General features: G+C 72.6%; 24 protein-coding genes. 10 read left to right on the top strand and 14 right to left on the bottom strand.

What is annotated here, in order from left to right; genetic code table 11:
- Positions 1-6 precede the first annotated feature (6 nt).
- The gene (locus ABD067_RS01065) at positions 7-870 is read left to right on the top strand and encodes a TIGR01459 family HAD-type hydrolase (protein ID WP_343893278.1); all 864 of its coding nucleotides are present in this window, start codon (positions 7-9) and stop codon (positions 868-870) included.
- 637 nt (positions 871-1,507) lie between these two features.
- Here ABD067_RS01065 and ABD067_RS01060 read toward each other — a convergent pair.
- From ABD067_RS01060 to ABD067_RS01050, 3 genes are all read right to left on the bottom strand, one after another.
- Entirely contained in the window at positions 1,508-1,846 is a 339-nt protein-coding gene (locus tag ABD067_RS01060) for a DUF1488 family protein (protein ID WP_343893277.1), read from the bottom strand.
- 48 nt (positions 1,847-1,894) lie between these two features.
- Positions 1,895-2,149, bottom strand: a complete 255-nt coding sequence (locus ABD067_RS01055) for a hypothetical protein (protein ID WP_343893276.1) — start codon at positions 2,147-2,149, stop codon at positions 1,895-1,897.
- Positions 2,150-2,327: 178 nt separating this feature from the next.
- Positions 2,328-3,617, bottom strand: a complete 1,290-nt coding sequence (locus ABD067_RS01050; protein WP_343893275.1) for a DUF2254 domain-containing protein — start codon at positions 3,615-3,617, stop codon at positions 2,328-2,330.
- 256 nt (positions 3,618-3,873) lie between these two features.
- Here ABD067_RS01050 and ABD067_RS01045 point away from each other — a divergent pair, with 256 nt between their 5' ends.
- On the top strand, positions 3,874-5,088 hold the full coding sequence (locus ABD067_RS01045; protein ID WP_343893274.1) for a multidrug effflux MFS transporter: 1,215 nt from the start codon (positions 3,874-3,876) through the stop codon (positions 5,086-5,088).
- Between the two features lie 11 nt (positions 5,089-5,099).
- Here ABD067_RS01045 and ABD067_RS01040 read toward each other — a convergent pair whose 3' ends face one another.
- Both ABD067_RS01040 and ABD067_RS01035 read right to left on the bottom strand, forming a co-directional pair.
- The gene (locus ABD067_RS01040; protein WP_343893273.1) at positions 5,100-5,945 is read right to left on the bottom strand and encodes an alpha/beta fold hydrolase; all 846 of its coding nucleotides are present in this window, start codon (positions 5,943-5,945) and stop codon (positions 5,100-5,102) included.
- Between the two features lie 19 nt (positions 5,946-5,964).
- Positions 5,965-6,378, bottom strand: a complete 414-nt coding sequence (locus tag ABD067_RS01035; protein WP_343893272.1) for a hypothetical protein — start codon at positions 6,376-6,378, stop codon at positions 5,965-5,967.
- Positions 6,379-6,491: 113 nt separating this feature from the next.
- Between ABD067_RS01035 and ABD067_RS01030 the strand changes: the two genes are divergently transcribed.
- Positions 6,492-7,310 (top strand): MmyB family transcriptional regulator, encoded by an 819-nt coding sequence (locus ABD067_RS01030; protein WP_343893271.1) that lies wholly within the window; start codon positions 6,492-6,494, stop codon positions 7,308-7,310.
- 3 nt (positions 7,311-7,313) lie between these two features.
- Here ABD067_RS01030 and ABD067_RS01025 read toward each other — a convergent pair whose 3' ends face one another.
- The 6 genes from ABD067_RS01025 to ABD067_RS01000 form a co-directional block, all read right to left on the bottom strand.
- A complete protein-coding gene (locus ABD067_RS01025) occupies positions 7,314-8,027 on the bottom strand; it encodes an LrgB family protein (RefSeq protein WP_343893270.1) in 714 nt (237 codons plus the stop codon).
- Positions 8,024-8,383, bottom strand: a complete 360-nt coding sequence (locus ABD067_RS01020) for a CidA/LrgA family protein (protein WP_343893269.1) — start codon at positions 8,381-8,383, stop codon at positions 8,024-8,026. The genes ABD067_RS01025 and ABD067_RS01020 overlap by 4 nt, the downstream gene beginning before the upstream one ends.
- Before the next feature lie 89 nt (positions 8,384-8,472).
- Positions 8,473-9,324, bottom strand: a complete 852-nt coding sequence (locus ABD067_RS01015; RefSeq protein ID WP_343893268.1) for a TauD/TfdA dioxygenase family protein — start codon at positions 9,322-9,324, stop codon at positions 8,473-8,475.
- Positions 9,325-9,374: 50 nt separating this feature from the next.
- Complete coding sequence (locus ABD067_RS01010; protein WP_343893267.1) at positions 9,375-9,833, bottom strand: DoxX family protein; 459 nt, start codon at positions 9,831-9,833, stop codon at positions 9,375-9,377.
- 94 nt (positions 9,834-9,927) lie between these two features.
- Positions 9,928-10,737 (bottom strand): calcium-binding protein, encoded by an 810-nt coding sequence (locus tag ABD067_RS01005; protein ID WP_343893266.1) that lies wholly within the window; start codon positions 10,735-10,737, stop codon positions 9,928-9,930.
- An 89-nt stretch (positions 10,738-10,826) separates the two neighbouring features.
- Positions 10,827-11,432: a YqgE/AlgH family protein gene (locus ABD067_RS01000; protein WP_343893265.1), complete on the bottom strand. Its 606-nt coding sequence runs from the start codon at positions 11,430-11,432 to the stop codon at positions 10,827-10,829.
- A gap of 120 nt (positions 11,433-11,552) precedes the next feature.
- Here ABD067_RS01000 and ABD067_RS00995 point away from each other — a divergent pair, with 120 nt between their 5' ends.
- From ABD067_RS00995 to ABD067_RS00975, 6 genes are all read left to right on the top strand, one after another.
- Positions 11,553-12,035 (top strand): peroxiredoxin, encoded by a 483-nt coding sequence (locus ABD067_RS00995; RefSeq protein ID WP_343893264.1) that lies wholly within the window; start codon positions 11,553-11,555, stop codon positions 12,033-12,035.
- A 95-nt stretch (positions 12,036-12,130) separates the two neighbouring features.
- Positions 12,131-12,331 carry a hypothetical protein gene (locus tag ABD067_RS00990; protein WP_343893263.1) on the top strand — a complete coding sequence of 67 codons (201 nt, stop codon included), beginning with the start codon at positions 12,131-12,133 and terminating at the stop codon, positions 12,329-12,331.
- Positions 12,332-12,442: 111 nt separating this feature from the next.
- Positions 12,443-12,529: a pyrroloquinoline quinone precursor peptide PqqA gene (gene pqqA, locus ABD067_RS26315; RefSeq protein WP_408871494.1), complete on the top strand. Its 87-nt coding sequence runs from the start codon at positions 12,443-12,445 to the stop codon at positions 12,527-12,529.
- 12 nt (positions 12,530-12,541) lie between these two features.
- Positions 12,542-13,285: a pyrroloquinoline-quinone synthase PqqC gene (gene pqqC / locus ABD067_RS00985; RefSeq protein WP_343893262.1), complete on the top strand. Its 744-nt coding sequence runs from the start codon at positions 12,542-12,544 to the stop codon at positions 13,283-13,285.
- Between the two features lie 5 nt (positions 13,286-13,290).
- Positions 13,291-13,563, top strand: a complete 273-nt coding sequence (gene pqqD / locus ABD067_RS00980; protein WP_343893261.1) for a pyrroloquinoline quinone biosynthesis peptide chaperone PqqD — start codon at positions 13,291-13,293, stop codon at positions 13,561-13,563.
- A gap of 264 nt (positions 13,564-13,827) precedes the next feature.
- A complete protein-coding gene (locus ABD067_RS00975; protein WP_343893260.1) occupies positions 13,828-15,135 on the top strand; it encodes a hypothetical protein in 1,308 nt (435 codons plus the stop codon).
- A gap of 29 nt (positions 15,136-15,164) precedes the next feature.
- Here ABD067_RS00975 and gfa read toward each other — a convergent pair whose 3' ends face one another.
- From gfa to ABD067_RS00960, 3 genes are all read right to left on the bottom strand, one after another.
- The gene (gene gfa / locus ABD067_RS00970) at positions 15,165-15,743 is read right to left on the bottom strand and encodes an S-(hydroxymethyl)glutathione synthase (RefSeq protein WP_343893259.1); all 579 of its coding nucleotides are present in this window, start codon (positions 15,741-15,743) and stop codon (positions 15,165-15,167) included.
- Positions 15,744-15,923: 180 nt separating this feature from the next.
- Positions 15,924-17,186, bottom strand: coding sequence for an extracellular catalytic domain type 1 short-chain-length polyhydroxyalkanoate depolymerase (locus ABD067_RS00965; protein ID WP_343893258.1), 1,263 nt, complete (start codon positions 17,184-17,186; stop codon positions 15,924-15,926).
- Positions 17,187-17,245: 59 nt separating this feature from the next.
- Positions 17,246-17,668 (bottom strand): CopG family transcriptional regulator, encoded by a 423-nt coding sequence (locus tag ABD067_RS00960; protein WP_343893256.1) that lies wholly within the window; start codon positions 17,666-17,668, stop codon positions 17,246-17,248.
- 248 nt (positions 17,669-17,916) lie between these two features.
- On the opposite strand from ABD067_RS00960, the gene ABD067_RS00955 reads away from it, so the two are divergent.
- Positions 17,917-19,767 carry a peroxidase family protein gene (locus tag ABD067_RS00955; RefSeq protein ID WP_343893255.1) on the top strand — a complete coding sequence of 617 codons (1,851 nt, stop codon included), beginning with the start codon at positions 17,917-17,919 and terminating at the stop codon, positions 19,765-19,767.
- Positions 19,768-19,802 lie beyond the last annotated feature (35 nt).

The raw sequence follows: 19,802 nt of genomic DNA, 5'->3' as shown, positions 1-19,802 counted from the left end.
GTCAGCGTGGAAATTCTAGACGGCATCGCGCCGGTGGCCGACCGCTACGACGGGTTCGTGCTCGACCTTTGGGGCGTGGTGCACGACGGCCAGCGGCCCTACCCCGGCGTGCCGGAAGCGCTGGCCGAGCTGAAGAAGCGCGGCAAGCAGGTGGCGTTCCTCACCAACGCGCCGCGCCGCTCCTGGGCGGTGCAGCGGCTGCTGGACGGCATGGGCCTGGACCGCGCGCTCTACGACGGCATCATGTCCTCCGGCGAGATCGCGTGGCGGCTGATGGCGCGGCGCGACCACCCGTTCTTCGCGGAACTGCGCGGCCGGCGGGCCTTCCACATCGGGCCGGGGCGCGACCTGTCCGTGGCGGAGGACGGCGTGGCCGAGCTGGTGCCGGACCCTGCCGACGCCGACTTCCTGCTCAACACCGGCCCCGACCCGGAGCGCGGCTCCCTCGACGCCGGAGCCTACCGCCCGGCACTGGAAGCCGCCTTCGCCCACCGGCTGCCCATGCTCTGCGTGAACCCGGACCGGCACGTGATGGTGGGGACCGAGCGGCTGATCTGCGCCGGGGCGCTGGCCGACATCTACCTCGCCTTCGGCGGGACGGTGCTGGAGGTGGGGAAGCCCGACCCGGCCGTGTACGGACCGGTGCTGGAGTTGTTGGGCCTTTCGGACCGTCGCCGCGTGGTGGCGATCGGCGACACGCCGCACACGGACCTCGCGGGGGCGCAAGCGGCGGGGCTGGACGCGCTGTGGGCGCTGACCGGCCTCGCGGCCTTCGCGCACGGCGACAGCCCTACGGCCGAGCGGCTGCGCGAGGTGGCGCTGTCGGAAGGCGTGGACCCGGTGGCGGCGGTGCGCGGGCTCAGGTGGTAGGAGGCGCCGCGATGGACGCCTGAGGGCCGCCTGCCGCGGCCGGGCGCCGTCGTGCAACATGGGACCGCCCCGCGATCGAAGCGGCGGGGCCATCGCCGACAGCGTGGCCGCCATTCTTGGTCGTCAGGTGCGCGGCTGCTACCCGCCTTCAGCGTGGCCGCCGAAGCCTACCGCCCGGCCGGGCGCCCATCCGCATCCACCGCAAGGGCGGCGACTCGGCGCGACGGGCTCTCCTCGTTCCGGGCACGCCGGCCGCGACCCCGCCGGCTGGCTTCGGCGATCGCGCTGTCGGCGGCGGCCTCGGCGGCCGCGGCGATCACGCCCCAACGCCGCCGGTACCGCATCCTGCCGAGGAGCTTCCTCACCAACCCGAACATGCCGCGCCCCCTTCCGGGCCGGGCGCTCCGCCGTGCGGCGGAAGGCACGCGCGCCCGACCGGCGCAACCCTCAAGAGCCGCTCCGGGCGGGCGGCGGCCCCTTCTTCGGCGGCTCCCGACTGAAAGGCGACGCCGAAACCGGCGCCGGCTTCTTCGCGGCCTTCGGCTTCTTGAGTTCCCGGTTGCTGCGCTTCTGACCCTTGGCCATGTCGTGTCCTCCGATGGCTGCGCGCCCGCCCGATGCCGGGGCGCGCGACGGTTCAGGCGAAGCGCCGGGTTCTCGCCTTCTCCGCAGCGACAGGCGTGTCCTCCGGCGGCGGATCGTCGATGTCGTCGGACCAGATGTAGAGCAGCCCCGTCGTGCTCGCGTTTCGCCCCCGGAGCTTGGCGAGCGCGATCGCCTCGATCCGCGGCCGCGCCCCGGCGAAGCACACGAGCAGGTCCGCCGGCTTGAAGCGCCGCTGCCCGCTCAGGTCCTGCAACGCGTTCACGGAGATCGTGCATCGCGCACTGCTGTCGCCATCCGCGACCTCGAACAGCACGCGCCTCCCGTCCCAGCGCGGCTCGGAGGCGATCGGCGTAGGCTTCGGCTCGGTCATGGTCTCACTCCTTGTCGCGTCGTGCACGGCGCGCGGCCGCCGCGGCGCTCATGCCCCGTCGGCGGCCCGCGCCCTCGCCAGTTCCTGCGGATCGACGGGAATCGCCTGCACCAAGGCCCCGGCGCGGTTCGGCCGGCGCGTGAGCGTCGTCGAAACGCGCCGGTAAGCCGGGAAGGAGAGCCCTTCGATCAGCTCTTCCTCCGTTTCGACGGCGTAGGTCCCGGCGGGGTGCGGTTCGGCCCACCCCTTCAGCATGAAGGGGCGTTTGAAGACCACGTCTTCGCAGCACGTCCGGTTCGGCACGGCGGGCCTCCTCCAGCGCGCTGGCGGCGCAGGCCAGCATATGGTGACGACGCGGAACCAATTCACCACCGCGCTTCGACGCGACCCGAAGAAATTCCGTGTCTCGGCTCCGTCGCGCCGCCGGGGCGGGCGGCGCCGGCCCCCTTGCCCTCCAGGCCGGGCGGCCCTCCGCTGCCACTCACGCAACCACCGTCCGAACGTCGCGGTGCCGCGCCTCCAAAGCCGCGAGGGTGGCGGGATCGCCCGTGCCCCCGCGTCCGGCTTCCAGCGCCAGGTCCGCGTGCCGGCGCAGCGCGGCGCGGCGTTCGGGGCGGGTCTCGACCGTCGCCGCGCGCGCGAGCGTTTGCAGCAGATGGATCAGCACCGCCGGCGAGCCGACCGCGTTCTGCCGGATCATGTGGAACATCGCGTCGCACAGCCCGTCGTAGTCGATGATCCGGCGCCGGCGCAGGACCGCGCGCCCGTCCCGCAGCACCGCGTCCCCCTGGAGGTGGCGGGGCGCCACTTCGCACAGGGCCGCGCCGAGCCGGTCCAGCACCATGATCGCGGTGAAGGGGTCGTTGACGCCCGGCGACAGCGCCCGCACCGCGACCTCCACGAGTTGGCGCACGGCGAATTCGAGGTCCTGAGTCGCGGCCTGCCGCGGGCCTAGGGAAAGGGCGCCCGCGACCGCCTCCTCCGCGGCGCCCTCCTGCGCGGCCGGGGAGACCTCGGCCACCGGCGACCCGGGCTGGATGTAGTCGCCGGGCCGGACCAGCAACACCACTGTCGCGCCCTGCTCCGCCGCCCAGTCGGCCAGCGCGCCGTCGTCCAGCGCGCGCAGGTAGCCGCTCTTGCGGCAAACCACCGGAACGGCCCCGCACGGCGGCCCGCCAGGGGGCGCCGCGGGGTCGGGCCGGTCCAGCGTGAGGCGCGAAACCGCCGCCGAGAGGTCCTCGTGGACGAGTTCTATCACCGTCTCGACGTTGATGCCCGAAGCGATGTGGTGGACGAACCAGACCAGCGTGCCCACGCAGAGCAGCGCGAGCAGGAGCGCGCCCGTGACGCCGAAGGCCGGCACGAACAGCCCTTCGTCGGCGGAGCGCACGGCGCGCAGCACCACGAGCGAGTAGGCGAAGGCGCCGAGAAACACCCCGAGCGCGAGCTGGTTGCCGGCGTCGCGCACGAAGTTGCGCAGCAGCCGCGGCCCCATCTGGCCGGACGCCAGGGTCAGGGCCGCCACGGTGATGGAGAAGGTCGTGCCGGCGACCCCGATCGAGGAGGAGGCCACCGCGCTGAGCAGCTCCCGCGCGCCGGATGCGCCGCCCGCGTAGAGCCAGCTTTCCGGTAGCCAATCCGGCGTCGCTCCCACGCGCTCCGCCAGCACCGCCGCTTCGCCGAGCAGCACGCAACCCGCGACCACGAGCGCGGGCCGGAGCCAGAAGGCCTCGCCGAGCGCTTCCAGCCATTCGCGCAGGCGCGGCGTCACGGCCTGACCGGGGGGGCCGGAACCGAAGGGGCGGCATCCGCGGCGGTGGTCGCCTCGGTCCACGGGCGAGCCGCCGCGCTTCCTGCCGGAGTGGCCTGCATTCCATCGCTCCCGTTCACAGACCGGTCGCCGCGCTCCGACGCCCTTATTGCGAGCGCGTATGGCCTCTGGCGGTTCCGGTCCGGGTTCACAGGGCGGTCCGGACGGGCGCGCCGCCGCACTGGATCGGCCCTCCCCGGCGCCCTACACCCCTGGCGTGAGCCCGCGCGACGCGTCGGAGGGCGCCGTCGCGGCGGCGCAGGTCCGGCCGAAACCCTCCCTCTTCCTGCTGGTGGCCATGACGGGCCTCGGCCCCTTCACCATGCAGATCGTCATCCCGTCCATGCCGGTGATGGCGGCGGCGCTGGCCGTGCCCTACGGCACCGTGCAGCTCACCCTGACGCTCTACCTCATCGGCGTGGCGCTGGGGCAGCTCCTCTACGGGCCGTTGTCCGACCGCTACGGGCGGAAGCCGCTGCTGCTGGCGGGCCTCGGCTTCTACCTGCTGGGCTCGGCCGCCGCCGCCGCCGCGCCCACCGCGGGGGTGCTGATAGTCGCGCGGGTGCTGCAAGCGGCCGGGGGATGCGCCGGCTTGGTGCTGGGCCGCGCCATGGTGCGCGACGCATACCCGCGCGAGCAGGCGGCGAGCGTGATCGGTTACGTCAGCACGGCCATGTCGGTGGCGCCCATGGTGTCGCCGCTGCTCGGCAGCGTGCTGACGGAGCATTTCGGCTGGCGCTCCACCATGCTGGCCTGCCTCCTCATCGGCGCGCCGCTATGGCTGGCGATGCGTTGGCGATTGCCGGAGACGCTCGCGCAGCCGGCGCCGCTGCCGGGCGTCGCCGGGATGCTAGGCGCCTACGCGCAGCTGCTGCGCCTGCCGGCGTTCCGCGCTTACTGCGGCGTCGTGTCCCTCTCGACCGGCGTGTTCTTCGCCTTCGCGTCCGGGACGCCGGTCGTGGTGGTGAACGGGATGGGGCACCCGCCGACGCACCTCGCCGCCGCGATGATGCTGCTGGCCCTGTCCTGGAGCGCCGGCACCTTCACCACGGCGCGGCTTTCCGTGCGGCTGGGCGTGTCGCGCCTGCTGCGCCTGGGCACGGGACTGATCCTGGCGGGCGGCGTGCTCGCCGTGCTGCTGCTGGTCTTCGCGCCGCCCAACATCTTCCTGTTCTTTCTGCCGATGATGGTCATGGCCTTCGGCAACGGCGTCGCGCAGCCGAGCGCCATCGCGGCGGCGGTCAGCGTGCGGCCGGGGCTGGCCGGCACCGCCTCGGGCCTCGTCGGCGCCTTGCAGATGGGCTTCGGCGCGCTGATGACGGTGGCGGCCGGCGCGACCGAGGACGGCAGCGGCGGCGCCACGGTGGCCTGCATGGTGCTCTGCGCCGTCGGCACGCAGGCCTTCCTGCGGGGCGTGCCCAAGCGGGGCTGACCCTCCCCCCGCTACCCTGCCGCGAAGGCGAGCAGGTCGGCGCCGAGGCGCTCCGCGTGGCTGACGAAGAGGCCGTGCGGCGCGCCCTCGTACACCAGCAGCCGTGCGCCGGGCACCAGGGCGGCGGTGCGCCGGCCGGTCAGGTCCAGCGGGCAGGTGGCGTCCCGGTCGCCCTGGACCACCAGCACCGGCAGGCCGAGCCGCGGCAGCTCGCCGCGGAAGTCGGTGCGGGTGAGCGTTCGGTGGAACTCGGCCAAGGCGAGGAGCGAAGGCCGGAGCGCCATGCCCTTCACCCAGGCCAGCATCGGCTCGGACACGTCCGGCCCGGCGAAAGCGCGGCCGTTGTCCTCCAGCCAGCGCGGCCAGTCCCGCAGCATCTCGTCCCGCGCGAAGGCGTCTAAGACCGCGGTATCGATGCCGTCCGGGTTGTCGCCCGTCCGGGCCATCAACGGCGTGGTCGGCGCCACCAGCGCGAGGCGCGAAACGCGCGCGGCGCCGTGCCGCGTCAGGTAGCGCACCGCCTCGCCCGCGCCGGCGGAGAAGGTGACGAGGGTGGCGCTGCGGATGCCGAGCGCTTCCAGCACGTCCGCGAGGTCGTCGGCCAGCGTGTCGAAGTCGTACCCTCGGCCGGGATCGGCGGAGCGGCCGTGGCCGCGCCGGTCGTAGGCGACCGGGCGCAGGCCGGCGGCGCGGCAAGCCATCATCTGGTGGGCCCAGGAGTCGCTGGCGAGGCTCCAACTCGCCAGGAAGACGACCGGGGCGGCGTCGCGGCCGCCGCCCCAATCGCGGTGGAACAGGGCCACGCCGTCGCGGGTGACGACGTGGCCGGCGGCGTCGAGGGCCGGGGCTCTCTGCACCGTCCGCTCTCCCGGCGCGTCAGGCCGCGGCCCGCGCGGTGGACGCGCCGCCCCGGAGCGCCGTCCACTGCATGGCGGCGAAGCCCGCGACCACCAGCGCCTGCGCCAGCACGAAGGCGACGCCCAGGCCGTTCGGCGACACCGGGCCGAACGCCAGCAGCAGCACGCTGTCGAGCACCCAGAGCAGGTTGATGGCCACGACGGCGCGGACCGCGTTGCGCGGCACGCCGTCGCGCGTCCCGGCCCAGGCGACAAAGGCGGCGTAGGGCAGCAAGAGCAGCCCGGCGACGCGGAGCAGCCCTTCCGGCAGGCCGAGCAACGACGCGAGGGCGCCGGCGCCAGCCGCCAGCAGCAGCCCGGTGGCGCCGCTCGCCGCGGCGTCGCCCAGCAGGGCGAAGCGGAGGAAAGGGGTGGGGTGGAGGGTGTCGGCCATGCCTGCGTCTCCTTGTTCGGGTTGGCGACGGGGGAACACTCGCCCAAGGGCCGGCCGCGCGTCGATTACGTCGGAGGTCATCGGCGCGCGGCGGAACGGGTGTAAAATGCGCTATGGCCACCGCGACCGTCCTGCACCCCGACCCCACCGACGCCAGGCTCCCGATCGGCGAAAGGCTGCGCGCCTGGCGGCAGCGGCGGCGGCGGAGCCAGCTCGACCTGGCGCTCGACGCGGAAGTCTCGCAGCGGCACCTGAGCTTCGTGGAAAGCGGCCGCGCGGCGCCGAGCCGCGAGATGGTGCTGCGCTTGGCCGCGGCGCTCGACGTGCCGCTGCGCGAGCGGAACGCGCTGCTGCTCGCCGCCGGCTACGCGCCCGTCTACCCCGAACGGCCGTTGGGCGCGCCGGACATGGCGGCGGCGCGGGACGCGGTGGAGCGCATCCTGCGCGCGCACATGCCCTTCCCCGCGCTGGCGATCGACCGGCACTGGAACATCGTGGCCGCGAACGAGGCCGTGGCGCCGCTGCTCGCGGGCGTGGAGGACCCGGCGCTGGTGGCGCCGCTGGTCAATGGGATGCGGCTGAGCCTGCACCCGCGCGGCTTGGCGCCGCGCATCGCCAACCTGCCGCGGTGGCGCGCGCACCTGCTGGAGCGGTTGCGGCGGCAGGTGGACGCCAGCGGCGACCGCAAGCTGGCCGCGTTGCTGGAAGAAGTGCGGTCCTTCGGCGCGGGCGCCGCGGAAGAGCCGGGCGCCGAGGCGGCGGACGACGGCATCGCCGTGCCGATGGAGTTGGACACGCCGCGCGGCCGCCTGTCGTTCCTCTCGACCACCATGGTGTTCGGCACCCCGGTCGAGGTGACGCTGTCCGAACTTGCGATCGAGGCGTTCTACCCGGCGGACGCGAGGACGGCGGCGCTGCTGGCGGGGCGCTGACCCTCAGAACAAGCGGAACAGCAGCGGCGCGGCCAGCGCCGTCACCAACCCGTTCAACGCCAGCGCCAAGCCCGCGAAGGTGCCCGCCACCGGATTCACCTGCAACGCCCGCGCCGTGCCGATGCCGTGCGCCGCCAAACCCGCGGCGAAGCCCCGCGCCCGCCAGTCGCGGATGCCGAGCGCGTCCATCAGCGGCGTCACCAGCACGGCGCCGGTGATGCCGGTGGCGATGACCACCACGGCCGTCAGCTCCGGCAAGCCGCCGATCTCGCGCGAGATGCCCATGGCGATGGGCGCGGTGACGGACTTCGGCGCCACGGAGGCGACCAGCGCCTGCCCGCCGCCGAACAGCTTCGCCAGCAGCACCGCGCTGACGACGCCGGTGGTGGTGCCGGCCGCGAGGGTCGCGGCGATGGCGGGCAGGTTGCGGCGGATGGCGGAGCGGTGGCGTAGGATGGGCACTGCGAAGGCCACCGTCGCCGGGCCGAGCAGCACGTTGATGAACTGCGCCCCCGCGAAGTAGGTCTGGTGGCTCGTGCCGGTGGCGAGCAGCACCGCGCCGACGCCGGCGACCGTCAGCAGCACCGGGTTCACCGCCGGGTGCCGCCCCGTCCTCGCCGCCAGCGCGTCCGCGGCCACGTAGGCGCCGAGCGTCAGCGCCAGCCAGAACAGCGGCGAGGTGGAGAGGAAGAGCCAGAACTCGCCCGGCCCCCTCACGCCCCGGTGTCCCCGCCCCGGCCGCGCCGGCTCACGGCGGTGAAGGCGAGGGCGGACACCGCCAGCGTCAGCGCTGTGGAGACGACCACCACGGCGAGCAACGGAAGCCACTCGCTCCGCATCAGGTCTAGGTACTGCAACACGCCGACGCCGGCGGGCACGAACAGCAGCGACAGGTGGCGCAGCAACGTGTCCGCCACCTCCTCCACCTCGCGCTGGAGCGCGGGCCAAGCGAGGGCGGCGAGCACCAGCAGCGCCAAGCCCACCACCGGGCCGGGCACCGGCAGGCCGGCGAGCCGCGACAGCGCCTCGCCCGCGAATTGGAAGCACACGATGACGACGAAGGCCCTGAGCACTGCGCGCGGCTCCCCCTTGTGCGGCGGAGCGCGCAGCGTGCCCGAGCCGCGCGGGCGCGGGAAGCTCCGCGCGGCAGGTGGGCGGGCGGTCAGGCCGCTAGGGTCGGTCCCTCTCCGGCGACGGTGGTGCGGACCATGTGGCGGCGCTCGGTCGTGTTGGCGAAGGGCGTGGCGCGGTGGAGCACGGCGCGGTTGTCCCACAGCACCAAATCATGCGGGCGCCAGCGGTGCGCGTGGACGAAGCGCGGCTGGGTGGCATGCGCCATCAAGCGCTCGATCAAGGCGTGGCCTTCGGCCTCGTCCATGCCCTCGATGCTCCGCGCGTGGGCGCCGAGGTAGAGGGCAGGGCCGTGCGGCCCGTCCAGCACGGCGGCTTGGCGCACCGGCGGCCAATCGGCGCGCTCCTGCTCGGAGACGAGTTCAGGCGCGACGCGGGAGCGCGACCAGCCGAAGTCGTGCAACGCCACGCGGCCCCGCGCCGCCCGTTGCAGGTCCGGCGGCAACTCGGCCCAGGCCGCTCGCGTCGAAGCGAACTCGGTGTCACCGCCCGCGCCCGGTATCTCGCGCGCGTGGAGCAGGGAGGCGCGGGCCGGCACCGGCTTGAACGAGCTGTCGTGGTGCCAATGCCGGTTGGCGCGGTTGTTCAGCGCCTGCTTGTCCGTGGGCGGCGCGATGGCGCCGTCCGGGCCGATGTTGCTCAGCACGATCACGGGGCTGCCCGCGCCCGCCGCGCCGGCGCGCGTCGCCTCCAAGGGGCCGAGGCGGCGGCTGAAGGCGATCTGCGCCTCGTCGTCCAGGCTCTGGTCGGGGAAAACCAGCACGGACAGCCGCTCGAAGGCCTCGCGGATGGCGGCGAAGTCGGTTTCGGGCAGCGGGCGACGGAGGTCCACGCCCGTGACCTCACCGGCGAAGAGCGGATGGAGAGGCCTGATTTGGACCATGGACCCGTCCGCTCCTCCCCGTGGCGGTGTCCCGGCGGGCGGCCGGGCCGTCAGCGCGCCGCCAGCGTCGCTCCCCGCCCCGTCCGCGCGGCGTCCAGGCTCCACGGCCCGGGGCCGGAGGCGGCGAGGTAGAGGAAGACGAAACAGAAGAGGATCGCCGCGTCGCCGCCGTTCAGCGCGGGGAAGAAGTTCCGCGGCGCGTGCCCGATGAAGTAGGCGAAGGCCATGTGCCCCGACGCCACGAAGGCCGCGGGCCGGGTGAACAGGCCGAGCACCAGCAACACCCCGAGCACCAACTCCAGGATGCCCGAGACGCCTTGCAGGGTGAGGAGTTCCGGCATCGGGCGGCCGCCCGGCATGGCTGGGAAGCCGAGGAGCTTCTGCGTGCCGTGCGCCATGTACAGCAGCGCCGCCATGATCCGCAGGACGGACAACAGGCGCGGCGCCCAATCCGAAAGGAAGGCCGGCGTGCCGGACGTTGTCGTGGTCGCTGTGGTCATGGAAGACATGCGGCGCTTCTCCTGTGGTGCTGCCCGGCCGCGCTTCTTGCAGCGGCGGCGGCGCGCGTGTCCAGCCCGACGGCCGCGTCCCCGGTCCGCGCTCTCAGCCCAGGACCAGATCGTCCTCGGAGATGCCGCGGATGCCGCGCAACTCGATCTCCACCGTGGCCCCCGCCGGCGGGAGCGGAACGTCGGGTGGCGGCGTGCCGAAAGGCGAAAAGATTTGGACGATCGTGCGGTCGCCCTGAACCTCGTAGCGCAACTGAGGGCGGTACTCTTCCACGAACGGACCGGTCCCCAGGAACTCCATCGCCGGCGTCCCGGACGGGAGGAAGAAGCCCCGGTACCCGGATACGTCCAGCACGTCCTCGCCGCTCCGGAAATCCGTCACCACGGCGCGGTTGCCGTCGCCGACGCCCTCGGCGATGTCGAAGCCGGTGACGCCCTCGCGACCGAAGAGGAAGAGATCCTCGCCGGCCCCGCCGCTTATGAGGTCGCCGCCGCTGACGCTGTCGTTCCCGTCCCCGCCCCCGCCCAAGAGCGCGTCGCCGTCGTCGTCGCCCTCGAAGAACTCGACGCCGGAGGGGGGCGGCGGCCCGAGGCCCCGACCGAAGATCAGGTCGTTGCCAGCACCGCCGAGCACCGTGTCCTCGCCGTAGCCGGCGAAGACTGTGTCGTTTCCCTCGTCGCCGAAGACCAAGTTCCGCCCCGGATTCCCGTCGGACTCGGCGAGGAAAGGCCCGTTGGCGGCGTCGCCGTGGAGGGAGTCGTCGCCCGTGCTGCCAAGAACGGCGTCGGGGGCGCCGAGCGCGTTCAGGCTGTCATCGCCATCCAGGCCGAAAAGGATGTCGGGGTCGTCGGTTCCAGGCAGCGTGTCCGCGTCCGGGGTTCCGAACTCTATAGCCATGGCCATCCGCTTTTCCGCGAAGGTCCATTCACAGGCATGAGCCGTTCAAGTGACACCTCGGCAAACCGAGGCGTCGGCGGCCGCTTGGCCGGCGGTCAGGCGTGCCCGGCCGCCGCCGAGAGCAGCAGCGGGTCCACCCGGAGCTTGGCGAAAGCCTGCCGCCACTTGGCGTCGTGCGCTTCGCCGAACAGCAACGCCTCGTCCGGCGACACCGACAGCCAAGCATTGGCCTCGATCTCGCTCTCGAGCTGGCCCGGGCCCCAGCCCGCGTAGCCCAGCGCCAGCAAGCCGAGGCGCGGACCGCCGCCGCTGGCGATGGCCTTGAGGATGTCCACGCTGGCGGTGAGGGCGAGGTCGCCGCCCACCTGCAACGAACCCTCGCTGGACCAATCGTTGGTGTGCAGCACGAAGCCGCGCCCGCCTTCCTGCGGGCCGCCCTGGTGCAGCCGGATGGAGCGTTGGGCCGGAACCGGTTCGAGGTCGAGTTGCCGCAGCAGGTCGTCGAAGCTCAAGCCTTCCATCGGCCGGTTCAGCACCAAACCCATCGCGCCCTCGTCGGAGTGCGCGCAAACGCAGATGATGGACCCCGCGAACTGCGAGTCCTGCATACTGGGCGTGGCGATCAGGAGCTGGCCGCTGAGGTAGCCCTCGCCGTCACCGTTCGTGGCCAGGATCCGCTTGGATCGAGCGCGCTTTGCCATGGCTGATAGATGGCGGCGGTTCCCCGGGCGCGCAAGCGCGCGCGCCTTCCCCCTCGCGCGAGCGGCGATGACAGGACGGTGCGGACGCCGTACACCGGGCCGCGCGAACAGGAGAAGCCCATGCCCATCCAGCCCGGCGAAACAATACCCTCGATGAAGCTCACGCAGGGCACGCCGGACGGCCCCAGGGAAACCTCGATCGACGAACTTTTCGGTGGCAAGACGGTCGTGCTGTTCGGCGTGCCGGGCGCTTTCACGCCCACCTGCTCCGCCCGGCACCTGCCCGGTTTCGTGGAGCACGCCGATGCCCTGAAGGCCAAGGGCGCGGACGTGGTCGCCTGCATGGCCGTGAACGACGCCTTCGTGCTGGACGCCTGGGCCAAGAGCCAGGGCGTGGGCGACAAGATCGTCATGCTGGCGGACGGCGCCGCCGAGCTCACCAAGGCGCTGGGGTTGGAACTGGACCTGACGGCGCGCGGCCTGGGCGTCCGGTGCCAACGCTTCGCGCTCGTGGCGAAGGACCGCAAGGTGGCCCACATCGGCGTGGAAGCACCCGGCGCGTTCGAGGTCAGCCGCGCGGAAGCCGTGCTGGGGGCCCTGTGAAGGGGCGGCGGCGCGCGGCGGCGGCCCCCGACCCGTTCACCTACGGCCTCTTCGCTTGGCAGGCGGGCTGGGTCTTCGCGCTGCGCAGTGCGGCCTTGTGGACGGAGCCGGCGAAGGCGCAGGCGAAGCTAACCGAATACGCGCTGGAAAAACAGAAGGCCTTCGCGAGCGGCGCGCTCGATGCGGGCACGGCGATGATGGCCGGCGCGACCCCTGCCGCGGTGGCCGCGGCCGCCTTGGCGCCGTCGCGGCACCGCGTGCGCGCCAACGCCCGCAAGCTCGCCAAGGGCGGTTGACCGCCACGGGCGCGCCCGGCCTTGACGGGCGGACAGGCCGTCACGAGACTTCCTGTGAAGGCTGCTCTCCGTCGGGCGGCCCGGGACGGCGGACCGTTCCACCGAGGGAGGATGCAAATGGCTTGGACCAAGCCCCGCGTGGCCGAAGTTTCGCTCGCCCTCGAAATCAACTGCTACGCCTGCGCCGAAATCGGCTGAGGACGGATGGCGGTGGAGGGGGCTGGCCTGCAGGCGCTCTCGCCCGATGAGTTGGAAGCGCGGCTGCGCGCCATCGGGGAGGAGCGCTACCACATCCTCCATCCCTTCCACCGTCTTCTGCACGACGGCCGATTGTCCAAAGGGCAGGTGCAGGCCTGGGCGCTCAACCGCTACTACTACCAAGCGAGCATCCCGCGTAAGGACGCGACCCTGCTCGCGCGGCTGCCCACCACCGCGCTCCGGCGCGAATGGCGCCGCCGCCTGGAGGACCACGACGGCGACGGCTCGCGGCCGGGCGGCGTGGAGCGCTGGCTGGCGCTGACGGACGGCCTCGGGCTCGACCGGGACTACGTCACCTCGCTCGCCGGCATCCTGCCCGGCACGGTGTTCGCCGTGGACGCCTACGTCCACTTCGTGCGCGACCGAACCGTGCTGGAGGCCATCGCCTCGTCGCTGACGGAGATGTTCTCGCCCGGCATCATCTCCGAGCGCGTGTCGGGGATGCTGCGCCATTACGATTTCGTGTCCGAGACGACCCTGGCCTACTTCACGCCGCGCCTGACGCAAGCGCCGCGCGACGTGGAATTCGCGCTCGGCTACGTGAAGGAGCACGCGCGCACGCGCGCCGAGCAGGAAGCGGTGCTCGCCGCGCTCCGCTTCAAGTGCGACCTGCTCTGGGCGCAGCTCGACGCGCTGCACCACGCCTACGTCTCGCCGGGCCTGCCGCCGCCCGGCGCTTTCCGACCGTCGGCCTGACCGGGATGGACGCCGCCGCCGTGCCGCGCTTGGCCCGGGGCGCGCGGCTGCGCGAGGACGCGGCGCGCGGCCGCTGGGTGGTGCTGGCGCCCGAGCGCGCCTTCGTCCCCGACGACACCGCGCTGGAGGTGCTGAAGCTGGTGGACGGCGCGCGCAGCGTCGGCGCCATCGCCGACACGCTCGCGGAGCGCTTCGCCGCCCCCCGCGAGGTGATCGAAGCGGACATCATCGAGATGCTGCGCGACCTGGCCGAGCGCGGCGTGGTGGCGGTGGCGTGACGCCGGCCCGCTGACGCCGGATCGGTCGCCCGCCCGCGTTCGCCAGAGGCGGGCCGGTCGAAGCCCCCTTATCGAAGCCCCGATGACGCCCCGGGCCGCCGGCGGCGTATGTGCGTTCCGTCACTGCGCCGCCCTCGGCGCCCGTGCTCCGATGGCGCCGACGCTCCTCCCGCCCAGGGCGCAAGGCCCGCTCGCGCCTCCTCCGGAGGAGCAGCCGATCCGGAGGGCGTCGCCGCGGCGTTTCGTCGAGGGAGGACCCGCGCCTTGTCGTCAAGCACCGAGGCCGCCGCCGCGATGGTCGGCCGCAAGGACGCCCGCGCGGCTCCGGCCAACGACAGCTTCGCGGACGCGTCGGGCAAGGGGGCCGCGCCGGACGCTTCGGTGCAAGCGACGGACCTGTTCCGCCAGAGCCTGGCCGACGCGGAGCAACTCCTTTCCCACGCCGCGCATTCCGGCCGCTTCCCGCTGGAGCCCGTCGGCGCGAAGGAGGGCGTGAAGGGGTGGGTCATAGACGCCATCCTGAACGCGCGGGCGGCGGTCGACGGCGGGAAGCCCATCCCGAAGGAGACGGCCGCCGCCTTCTGGGCCGCCTTCGCCGACCTTTCGCGGATCACGAGCCCGGTCACCGCCGCGTCCCTGGAGCTGTCCAACAAGAGCCCGATCAAGCTGCTCAAGGCGTTCGTGGTGGTGCTCTCCTCCTTCGTCATCGCGTTCTCGATCTTCATCTCGGTGAAGGAGTCGATCGCCAAGCAGGTGTCGCAGCTCATCACGGAACAGAACGAGGCGGCGCTGAAGCTCTGGTCGCAGGTCCAGTACGTGCGCAACCAAGCCGCCGCGCCGGCGCTCCCCGCGGAGGACAGCGGCGCCACCGCGACGGAACGGAGGGCCTACGCCGCCGCCGCGTTGCGCTCGTCCGAGACGGCGGCCCGGGTCACGCCCGACGAGCTGTTCGCGGGCGTGGTGGAGTTCTCGCGCAAGAACAATTGGCTCAGGGAAACCGCGACCCAGCTCAACAACTACTTCAACTTCGGCGTCCTGGTGGACATCGCGCCGGTGGTGTTCAACGAGACCCATCCGGACAAGCTGACCCGGATAAACGTCCGGCCGGAGATCATCCGCTCCGCCTCGGACGTCATCAACGAGGCCTTCCACCAAGTCCTGGTGTACCAGCACATCAGGAACTTCGCGCAGGCCGTGCAGCAAAAGACCATCATCAGCACGGCGGTCGTCTCTAACTTCCTGCCCGCGATCTACGCCCTGCTCGGCGCTGCGCTTTACGGCTTCCGGCATTACGCGAAGCTGGTGGAGCAGAAGGCCTACACGAAATCCTCCGCGAACAGCGCCCGCTACTTCATCGCCCTGATCGCCGGCACCGTCGTCGGGCTGTTCGGCACGCTGTTCCTCCAGAACTCGCCGCTGCCGCCTTTGGCGATCGCCTTCCTCGTGGGCTACGCGGTGGAGGCCTTCTTCTCCCGCCTCGACGGCTTCATCGAGCGCTTCAGGGGGAACGAGTCGGCGCCGGGAGCGCCGGCCGCCGAGATCCCGGCCTCCCAAGCGGCGAAGCCTGCTTGAGGCGGCGGCGCTGGTGCCGCCGCCCGCCCCTATTGCCGCAACACACCCTTCGCCTTCGCCACATGGGTGGAGATGGCGTCCATCAGCGGCGGCGACAGGCAATCGTAGGGTTCCAGCTTCAACTCCCTCAGCCTGGCCCGTATCGCGCCCATCCTGTCGGGGCTGACGCCCGATTCGATGGCCGAGGACACGAAGGCGGCGAACTCCGGCGGCGCCCAGCCCTCCTCGCGCGACAGCTCCGGATGCACGAAGTCGAGGCCGTAGAACGGGTGCTTGTCGTTCTCGATGCGGCCGTACATGTGGGTGCCGCACGCCTTGCAGGCGACGCGCTGGATCGCCGCGGTCTCGTCCACGACGGCGAGCTTCTCCTTGTGCTCCGTCACGCGCAGCTTGTCGCGCGGCACCACCGCCACCATGGAAAAGACGGCACCTTGCGGCTTCCAGCACTTGGTGCAGCCGCAGACGTGGTTGTGCGCCACCTGCGTCTCCACCCTGACCCGCACCGGGTCCTGCGCGCATCGGCAACTCAGCGTGCCGCCGGCGAAACCCGGCGCGGCCGGCTTCAAGCCGCCGTCCACGTACGGGTGAATCTTCACCGTGTCCGACATGTTCCGCTCCCCACTTTTTTGGACTTGCTTGGCCGGGCTCGGACCGGCGCGTTCCGCGGCCGCCCGTGCCCTGTGAGGGCCAGCAAGCGATGCGCGGCGGATCGAGCATGGACCCGATCCGAAACGTCCGTAAAGCGTCACGTCGGGGCAGAAGGCGGAAAGCTTGCGCCCGCCCGGGCCTCAACCGGCGCGCGGGTGGTCGAGGAAGAAGCGCAGCATCTCGCGCGAGGCATCGGGGCCGAGCGGGTCGGTGTAGGAGCCGTCCGGGCTGCCGCCGGACCAGGCGTGGCCGCCGCCATGCACCGTCCATTGCTCCAGCAGCACCTGCCCGTCGGAGGCGGCGTGCAGCGTCTTGGTGTAAGGGCGGCCCCCCGCGACCTGCCCGCGCTGCGGCGCCTGCCTCCGCAGTCCCGGCGCCCCGTACTGGGCGACGACCTGGTCGGCGTTGCGCGGGTGCACGGTGCCGTCGCGGTCCGCGTGGAACACGATGGCCGGCACGGGCCGCCGCTCCCCCGCCGCCGGATCGGGCCGGCACGGGGCGCCGCCGCTGCCGCCGCGCATGGCGGCGAAGGCCGATTGGACGTCGCTCGCCGAACCGCACGCCAGGCCGGAATGCACGCCCACCGCGGCGTAGAGGTCCGGGTAGGCCATGCCCATGATCGCCGCCTTGGCACCGCCGGCCGAGAGCCCGGCGACGTAGACGCGCCGCGGGTCCACGGCGTGGTCGCGCATCACCTGCCGGGTGATGCCGGCGATCAGCGAAGGCTCGCCCGCGCCGCGCCGCTGGTCCGCCGGGTTGAACCAGTTCCAGCACTTCTGCGGGTTGGCGGAAGGCGGCTGCCCCGGGTAGGCGACGAGGAAGCCGTGCTCCTCCGCGAGTGCGTTCATCCTGGTGCCGGCGGCGAAATCGTCCGGCGACTGGGTGCAGCCGTGCAGCATGACAACCAGCGGCGCCGGCTGCCCGCGGTGGGTGCTCGGGACGTAGAGCTTGTAGGCGCGGCTGCCCGCTTGGCTGGAGAAGGTTTGGGCGACGAAGCGCGCGCCCTCCGGCACCGGTACCCGCGCTTGCGCCGGTTTGCGGAGCATTTGCGCGTCCAGCCCCGGCGGTAGCCCGCCGCCGCCCTTCATCCGCTCCACGAAGCCGCGGAGCGCGTCGGGCATCTGCGGCTGCGGCGCCGGTCCGTCCGTGGCGGCGGCGGTCCACCCGGCGCCGCCGGGAGTGCGCTCCTCCCCGGCACCCGCGGCCGGCCGCTGACGCTCCGCCGCTTCGGGTTCCACGTCGATGACGCGCGGCGGGCGTCGCCCCGCCGGCGCGCCGTCGGACGGCGCCGCCGCCGCCTCACCGCGGAGCAGGCGCTGCAAGAGCGCGGTGGCGTCGGCCAACTGGCCTTCGCGGACGAGGCGGGTGGCTTCGGCCATGTCTTGGGGCGGCAGGAACTGCATGTCGGGGTCTTCCGATGTCGATCGTGGGAAAGGGAGAACAGGGGAACGGCCGGGAGCGGCTAGCGGGTCCGGTCGGCGAGCGCCGCCTTCACCGCCGCGCTGGCCTGCAAGGCGCCGAGCACGGACACCGAACCGATGGCGGCGCGGGCCAATTCCGGCGAAACGTCGGCGGCGATGGTGGCAAGGCCGAGCACCCGGATGTCGAGCACCTGGCCTGCCGCGCGCGCGGCCTCCAGGTCCTCGCGGGTGTAGTGCCGTAAGCCGAGGTCTAGGCTCTTGCGCTCCACGGACCGCTTCGCCGCCTCCGCGTGCCGCTCGATCTGGTTGCGGATGGCGGTGCGGATGAAGTCGGTGCGGTTGGAATAGAAGCCGTCCTGCACCAGCAGGTCGATGTGGCCCAGGTCCACGTAGCCGAGGTTGACCGTGATCTTCTCGGTCTCCCCGCCGCTCTTGGGCCGCAGTTCGTGCAGCGTGCCAGACATCCCAGAACCATCCTCATGCCATCCACTGGGATGGTAAATGGCGGTGGAGCCGCCGCCCCGCAAGCCCCCTGGCCGTCAAAGGCCACGGGCGCGGTGTGCGCGGGCGCACAGTCCGAACGCACCGCGGAGCCCACAGTCGCCCGGCGGCGCCCCTGGTGAGGCGCACCGCACGCGCTGCGCACGGGCCAGCCCCGGCCCGCGCATCGGCATGGCCACCGACTCGAGCCAACAACCGGGAGTGTGATCGAATGCTCTACTTGAAGCACGGCGGGCACGTGATGGACGACGCCGCCAAGGACGCCGAAAGCGTGGCCCGCAAAGGCGACGTCTTCCTCGCGGCGCGGGCGCTGCCGAAGGACGAGGCGGACAAGCTGCGGCAGATGGAGACGCCGTTCGACTACCTCCTGCCCAAGCTCAAGGCGGACCCGGCGAGCCGCCTGCCCGGCGACCCGAAGGCGGTGGTCGAGGCCCTGAACAAGCTCGGCACGGCGATGGTGGACAACGACCCGCCGGCGCAGGCCGACCCGAAGGTGGAGGTGAACTCCACCATCCCTGCCGTCTACACCTACTGGGGCCAGTTCCTCGACCACGACCTGACCGCGAACACCGACCGCGACTCCGCGACCAGCGACATCACCAAGCCGGACCTCGTGCCGGTCCCGCCGGACGACGTCACCGCGAGCCTGAAGAACCTGCGGCGCCCGACGCTCGACCTCGACAGCGTCTACGGCGACGGCCCGGCCATCCTCGACCAGGACAGCAAGGACGCCGGGTTCTACGTCGGCGCCCGATTCCGCATCGGCCGCAACGCGGACAACCCGTCCGAACCGCCGATCCAGGGCATCAAAATCCCGCCCGAGAACGACTTGGACCGCGACCTGCCCCGCATCGGGCCGCTGCTGGACGCGGGCGTCATCACCGAGGATGTGCTGCCGCCCGCCTTGCGGGACGACCCCAACAAGCGCACGCGCGCCTTCATCGGCGACCTCCGCAACGACGAGAACCTCATCGTCGCGCAGCTCCACCTCGCCTTCCTGCGCTTCCACAACGCGGTGGTGGACAGGATCGAAGCCAACCCGCGCGACTTCGGCCTGTGGCCCGGCAAGGGTCGGCGCTTCCAAGCAGCGGTGTTCCAGTGCGCGCGCGACGTGGTGCGCCACGTCTACCAGCGCATCACCGTCCAGGACTATCTCCGGACCGTGACCTTCGGGGGCGTCGTGGACAAGGTGCTGGCCGCCGGCCCCACCTACTACCGGCCGCTGCGGGGCCACGAGCTGTTCATGCCGCTGGAGTACTCGGTCGCGGCGTTCCGCTTCGGCCACACGATGGTTCGCGGCGCCTACGACCACAACCGCAACTTCGGCAGGCCGGCGCCGGGCCAGGCGCAGCCGCCGCTCATCCCGTTCGCGCCCTTCGACCTCTTGTTCCTGTTCACCGGCAACGGCTTCCTGCGCGACCCGAACGACCCGACCAAGAGCATCCGCAACCCGTTCGGGGGCACGCCGACGCTGCCCTTCAACTGGATCATCGAATGGGACCGCCTCACCGACAAGGGCGACCCGGACGAGACGCACTTCGCGCGCAGGATCGACACCCGCCTCGCGCCGCCGCTCACCACCCAGGGCATGGTGAACGAGGGCACCGGCGGCGACATCCAGGACGACGCCGGCAAGGCGCTGCGCACGCTCCTCCGGCACCTCGCCCGGCGCAACCTCCTGCGCGGCTACCTGCTGAGCATCCCGACCGGCCAAGCGGTGGCCGCGGAGATGGGCGTCGCGCCGCTCTCCGAGGAGGAACTGCGCCGCGGCAACACGCCCGAGGTCGACGCCGCGCTGGAGGAGGGCGGCTTCCTCCGGCACACGCCGCTCTGGTACTACGTGCTGAAGGAGGCCGAGGTGCGGGCCGACGGCAACGCTCTGGGCGAACTGGGCAGCCGGATCGTGTGCGAGACCGTCATCGGCCTGCTGAAGCACGACCGGAATTCGTACCTCAACGGCCGCTCCTGGTGGTGGACGCCGGCGGACGCGGTGCGGCTGCCCAACGGCGACCCGATCGTGACCATCCGCGACTTCCTGCGCTTCGCCGGCGTGATGGCCTGATCCGGGGTGGCGCGCGGCGGCCGTTCCGGCCGCCG

The sequence above is a fragment of the Craurococcus roseus genome (genome assembly GCF_039523795.1).
Lineage (GTDB): Bacteria > Pseudomonadota > Alphaproteobacteria > Acetobacterales > Acetobacteraceae > Craurococcus > Craurococcus roseus.
Note: the sequence above shows the minus strand (reverse complement) of the source record. Positions and strands in the feature narration are given on the sequence as shown.

Bases quoted from the DNA above. Each gene is read 5' to 3' on its own strand.
- ABD067_RS01060 (WP_343893277.1), bottom strand. From the start codon at position 1,846: ATGACCGAGCCGAAGCCTACGCCGATCGCCTCCGAGCCGCGCTGGGAC.
- ABD067_RS01035 (WP_343893272.1), bottom strand. From the start codon at position 6,378: ATGGCCGACACCCTCCACCCCACCCCTTTCCTCCGCTTCGCCCTGCTG.
- ABD067_RS01030 (WP_343893271.1), top strand. From the start codon at position 6,492: ATGGCCACCGCGACCGTCCTGCACCCCGACCCCACCGACGCCAGGCTC.
- ABD067_RS01015 (WP_343893268.1), bottom strand. From the start codon at position 9,324: ATGGTCCAAATCAGGCCTCTCCATCCGCTCTTCGCCGGTGAGGTCACG.
- ABD067_RS01010 (WP_343893267.1), bottom strand. From the start codon at position 9,833: ATGTCTTCCATGACCACAGCGACCACGACAACGTCCGGCACGCCGGCC.
- ABD067_RS01005 (WP_343893266.1), bottom strand. From the start codon at position 10,737: ATGGCCATGGCTATAGAGTTCGGAACCCCGGACGCGGACACGCTGCCT.
- ABD067_RS01000 (WP_343893265.1), bottom strand. From the start codon at position 11,432: ATGGCAAAGCGCGCTCGATCCAAGCGGATCCTGGCCACGAACGGTGAC.
- ABD067_RS00995 (WP_343893264.1), top strand. From the start codon at position 11,553: ATGCCCATCCAGCCCGGCGAAACAATACCCTCGATGAAGCTCACGCAG.
- pqqA (WP_408871494.1), top strand. From the start codon at position 12,443: ATGCAAATGGCTTGGACCAAGCCCCGCGTGGCCGAAGTTTCGCTCGCC.
- pqqD (WP_343893261.1), top strand. From the start codon at position 13,291: ATGGACGCCGCCGCCGTGCCGCGCTTGGCCCGGGGCGCGCGGCTGCGC.
- gfa (WP_343893259.1), bottom strand. From the start codon at position 15,743: ATGTCGGACACGGTGAAGATTCACCCGTACGTGGACGGCGGCTTGAAG.
- ABD067_RS00965 (WP_343893258.1), bottom strand. From the start codon at position 17,186: ATGCAGTTCCTGCCGCCCCAAGACATGGCCGAAGCCACCCGCCTCGTC.
- ABD067_RS00960 (WP_343893256.1), bottom strand. From the start codon at position 17,668: ATGTCTGGCACGCTGCACGAACTGCGGCCCAAGAGCGGCGGGGAGACC.
- ABD067_RS00955 (WP_343893255.1), top strand. From the start codon at position 17,917: ATGCTCTACTTGAAGCACGGCGGGCACGTGATGGACGACGCCGCCAAG.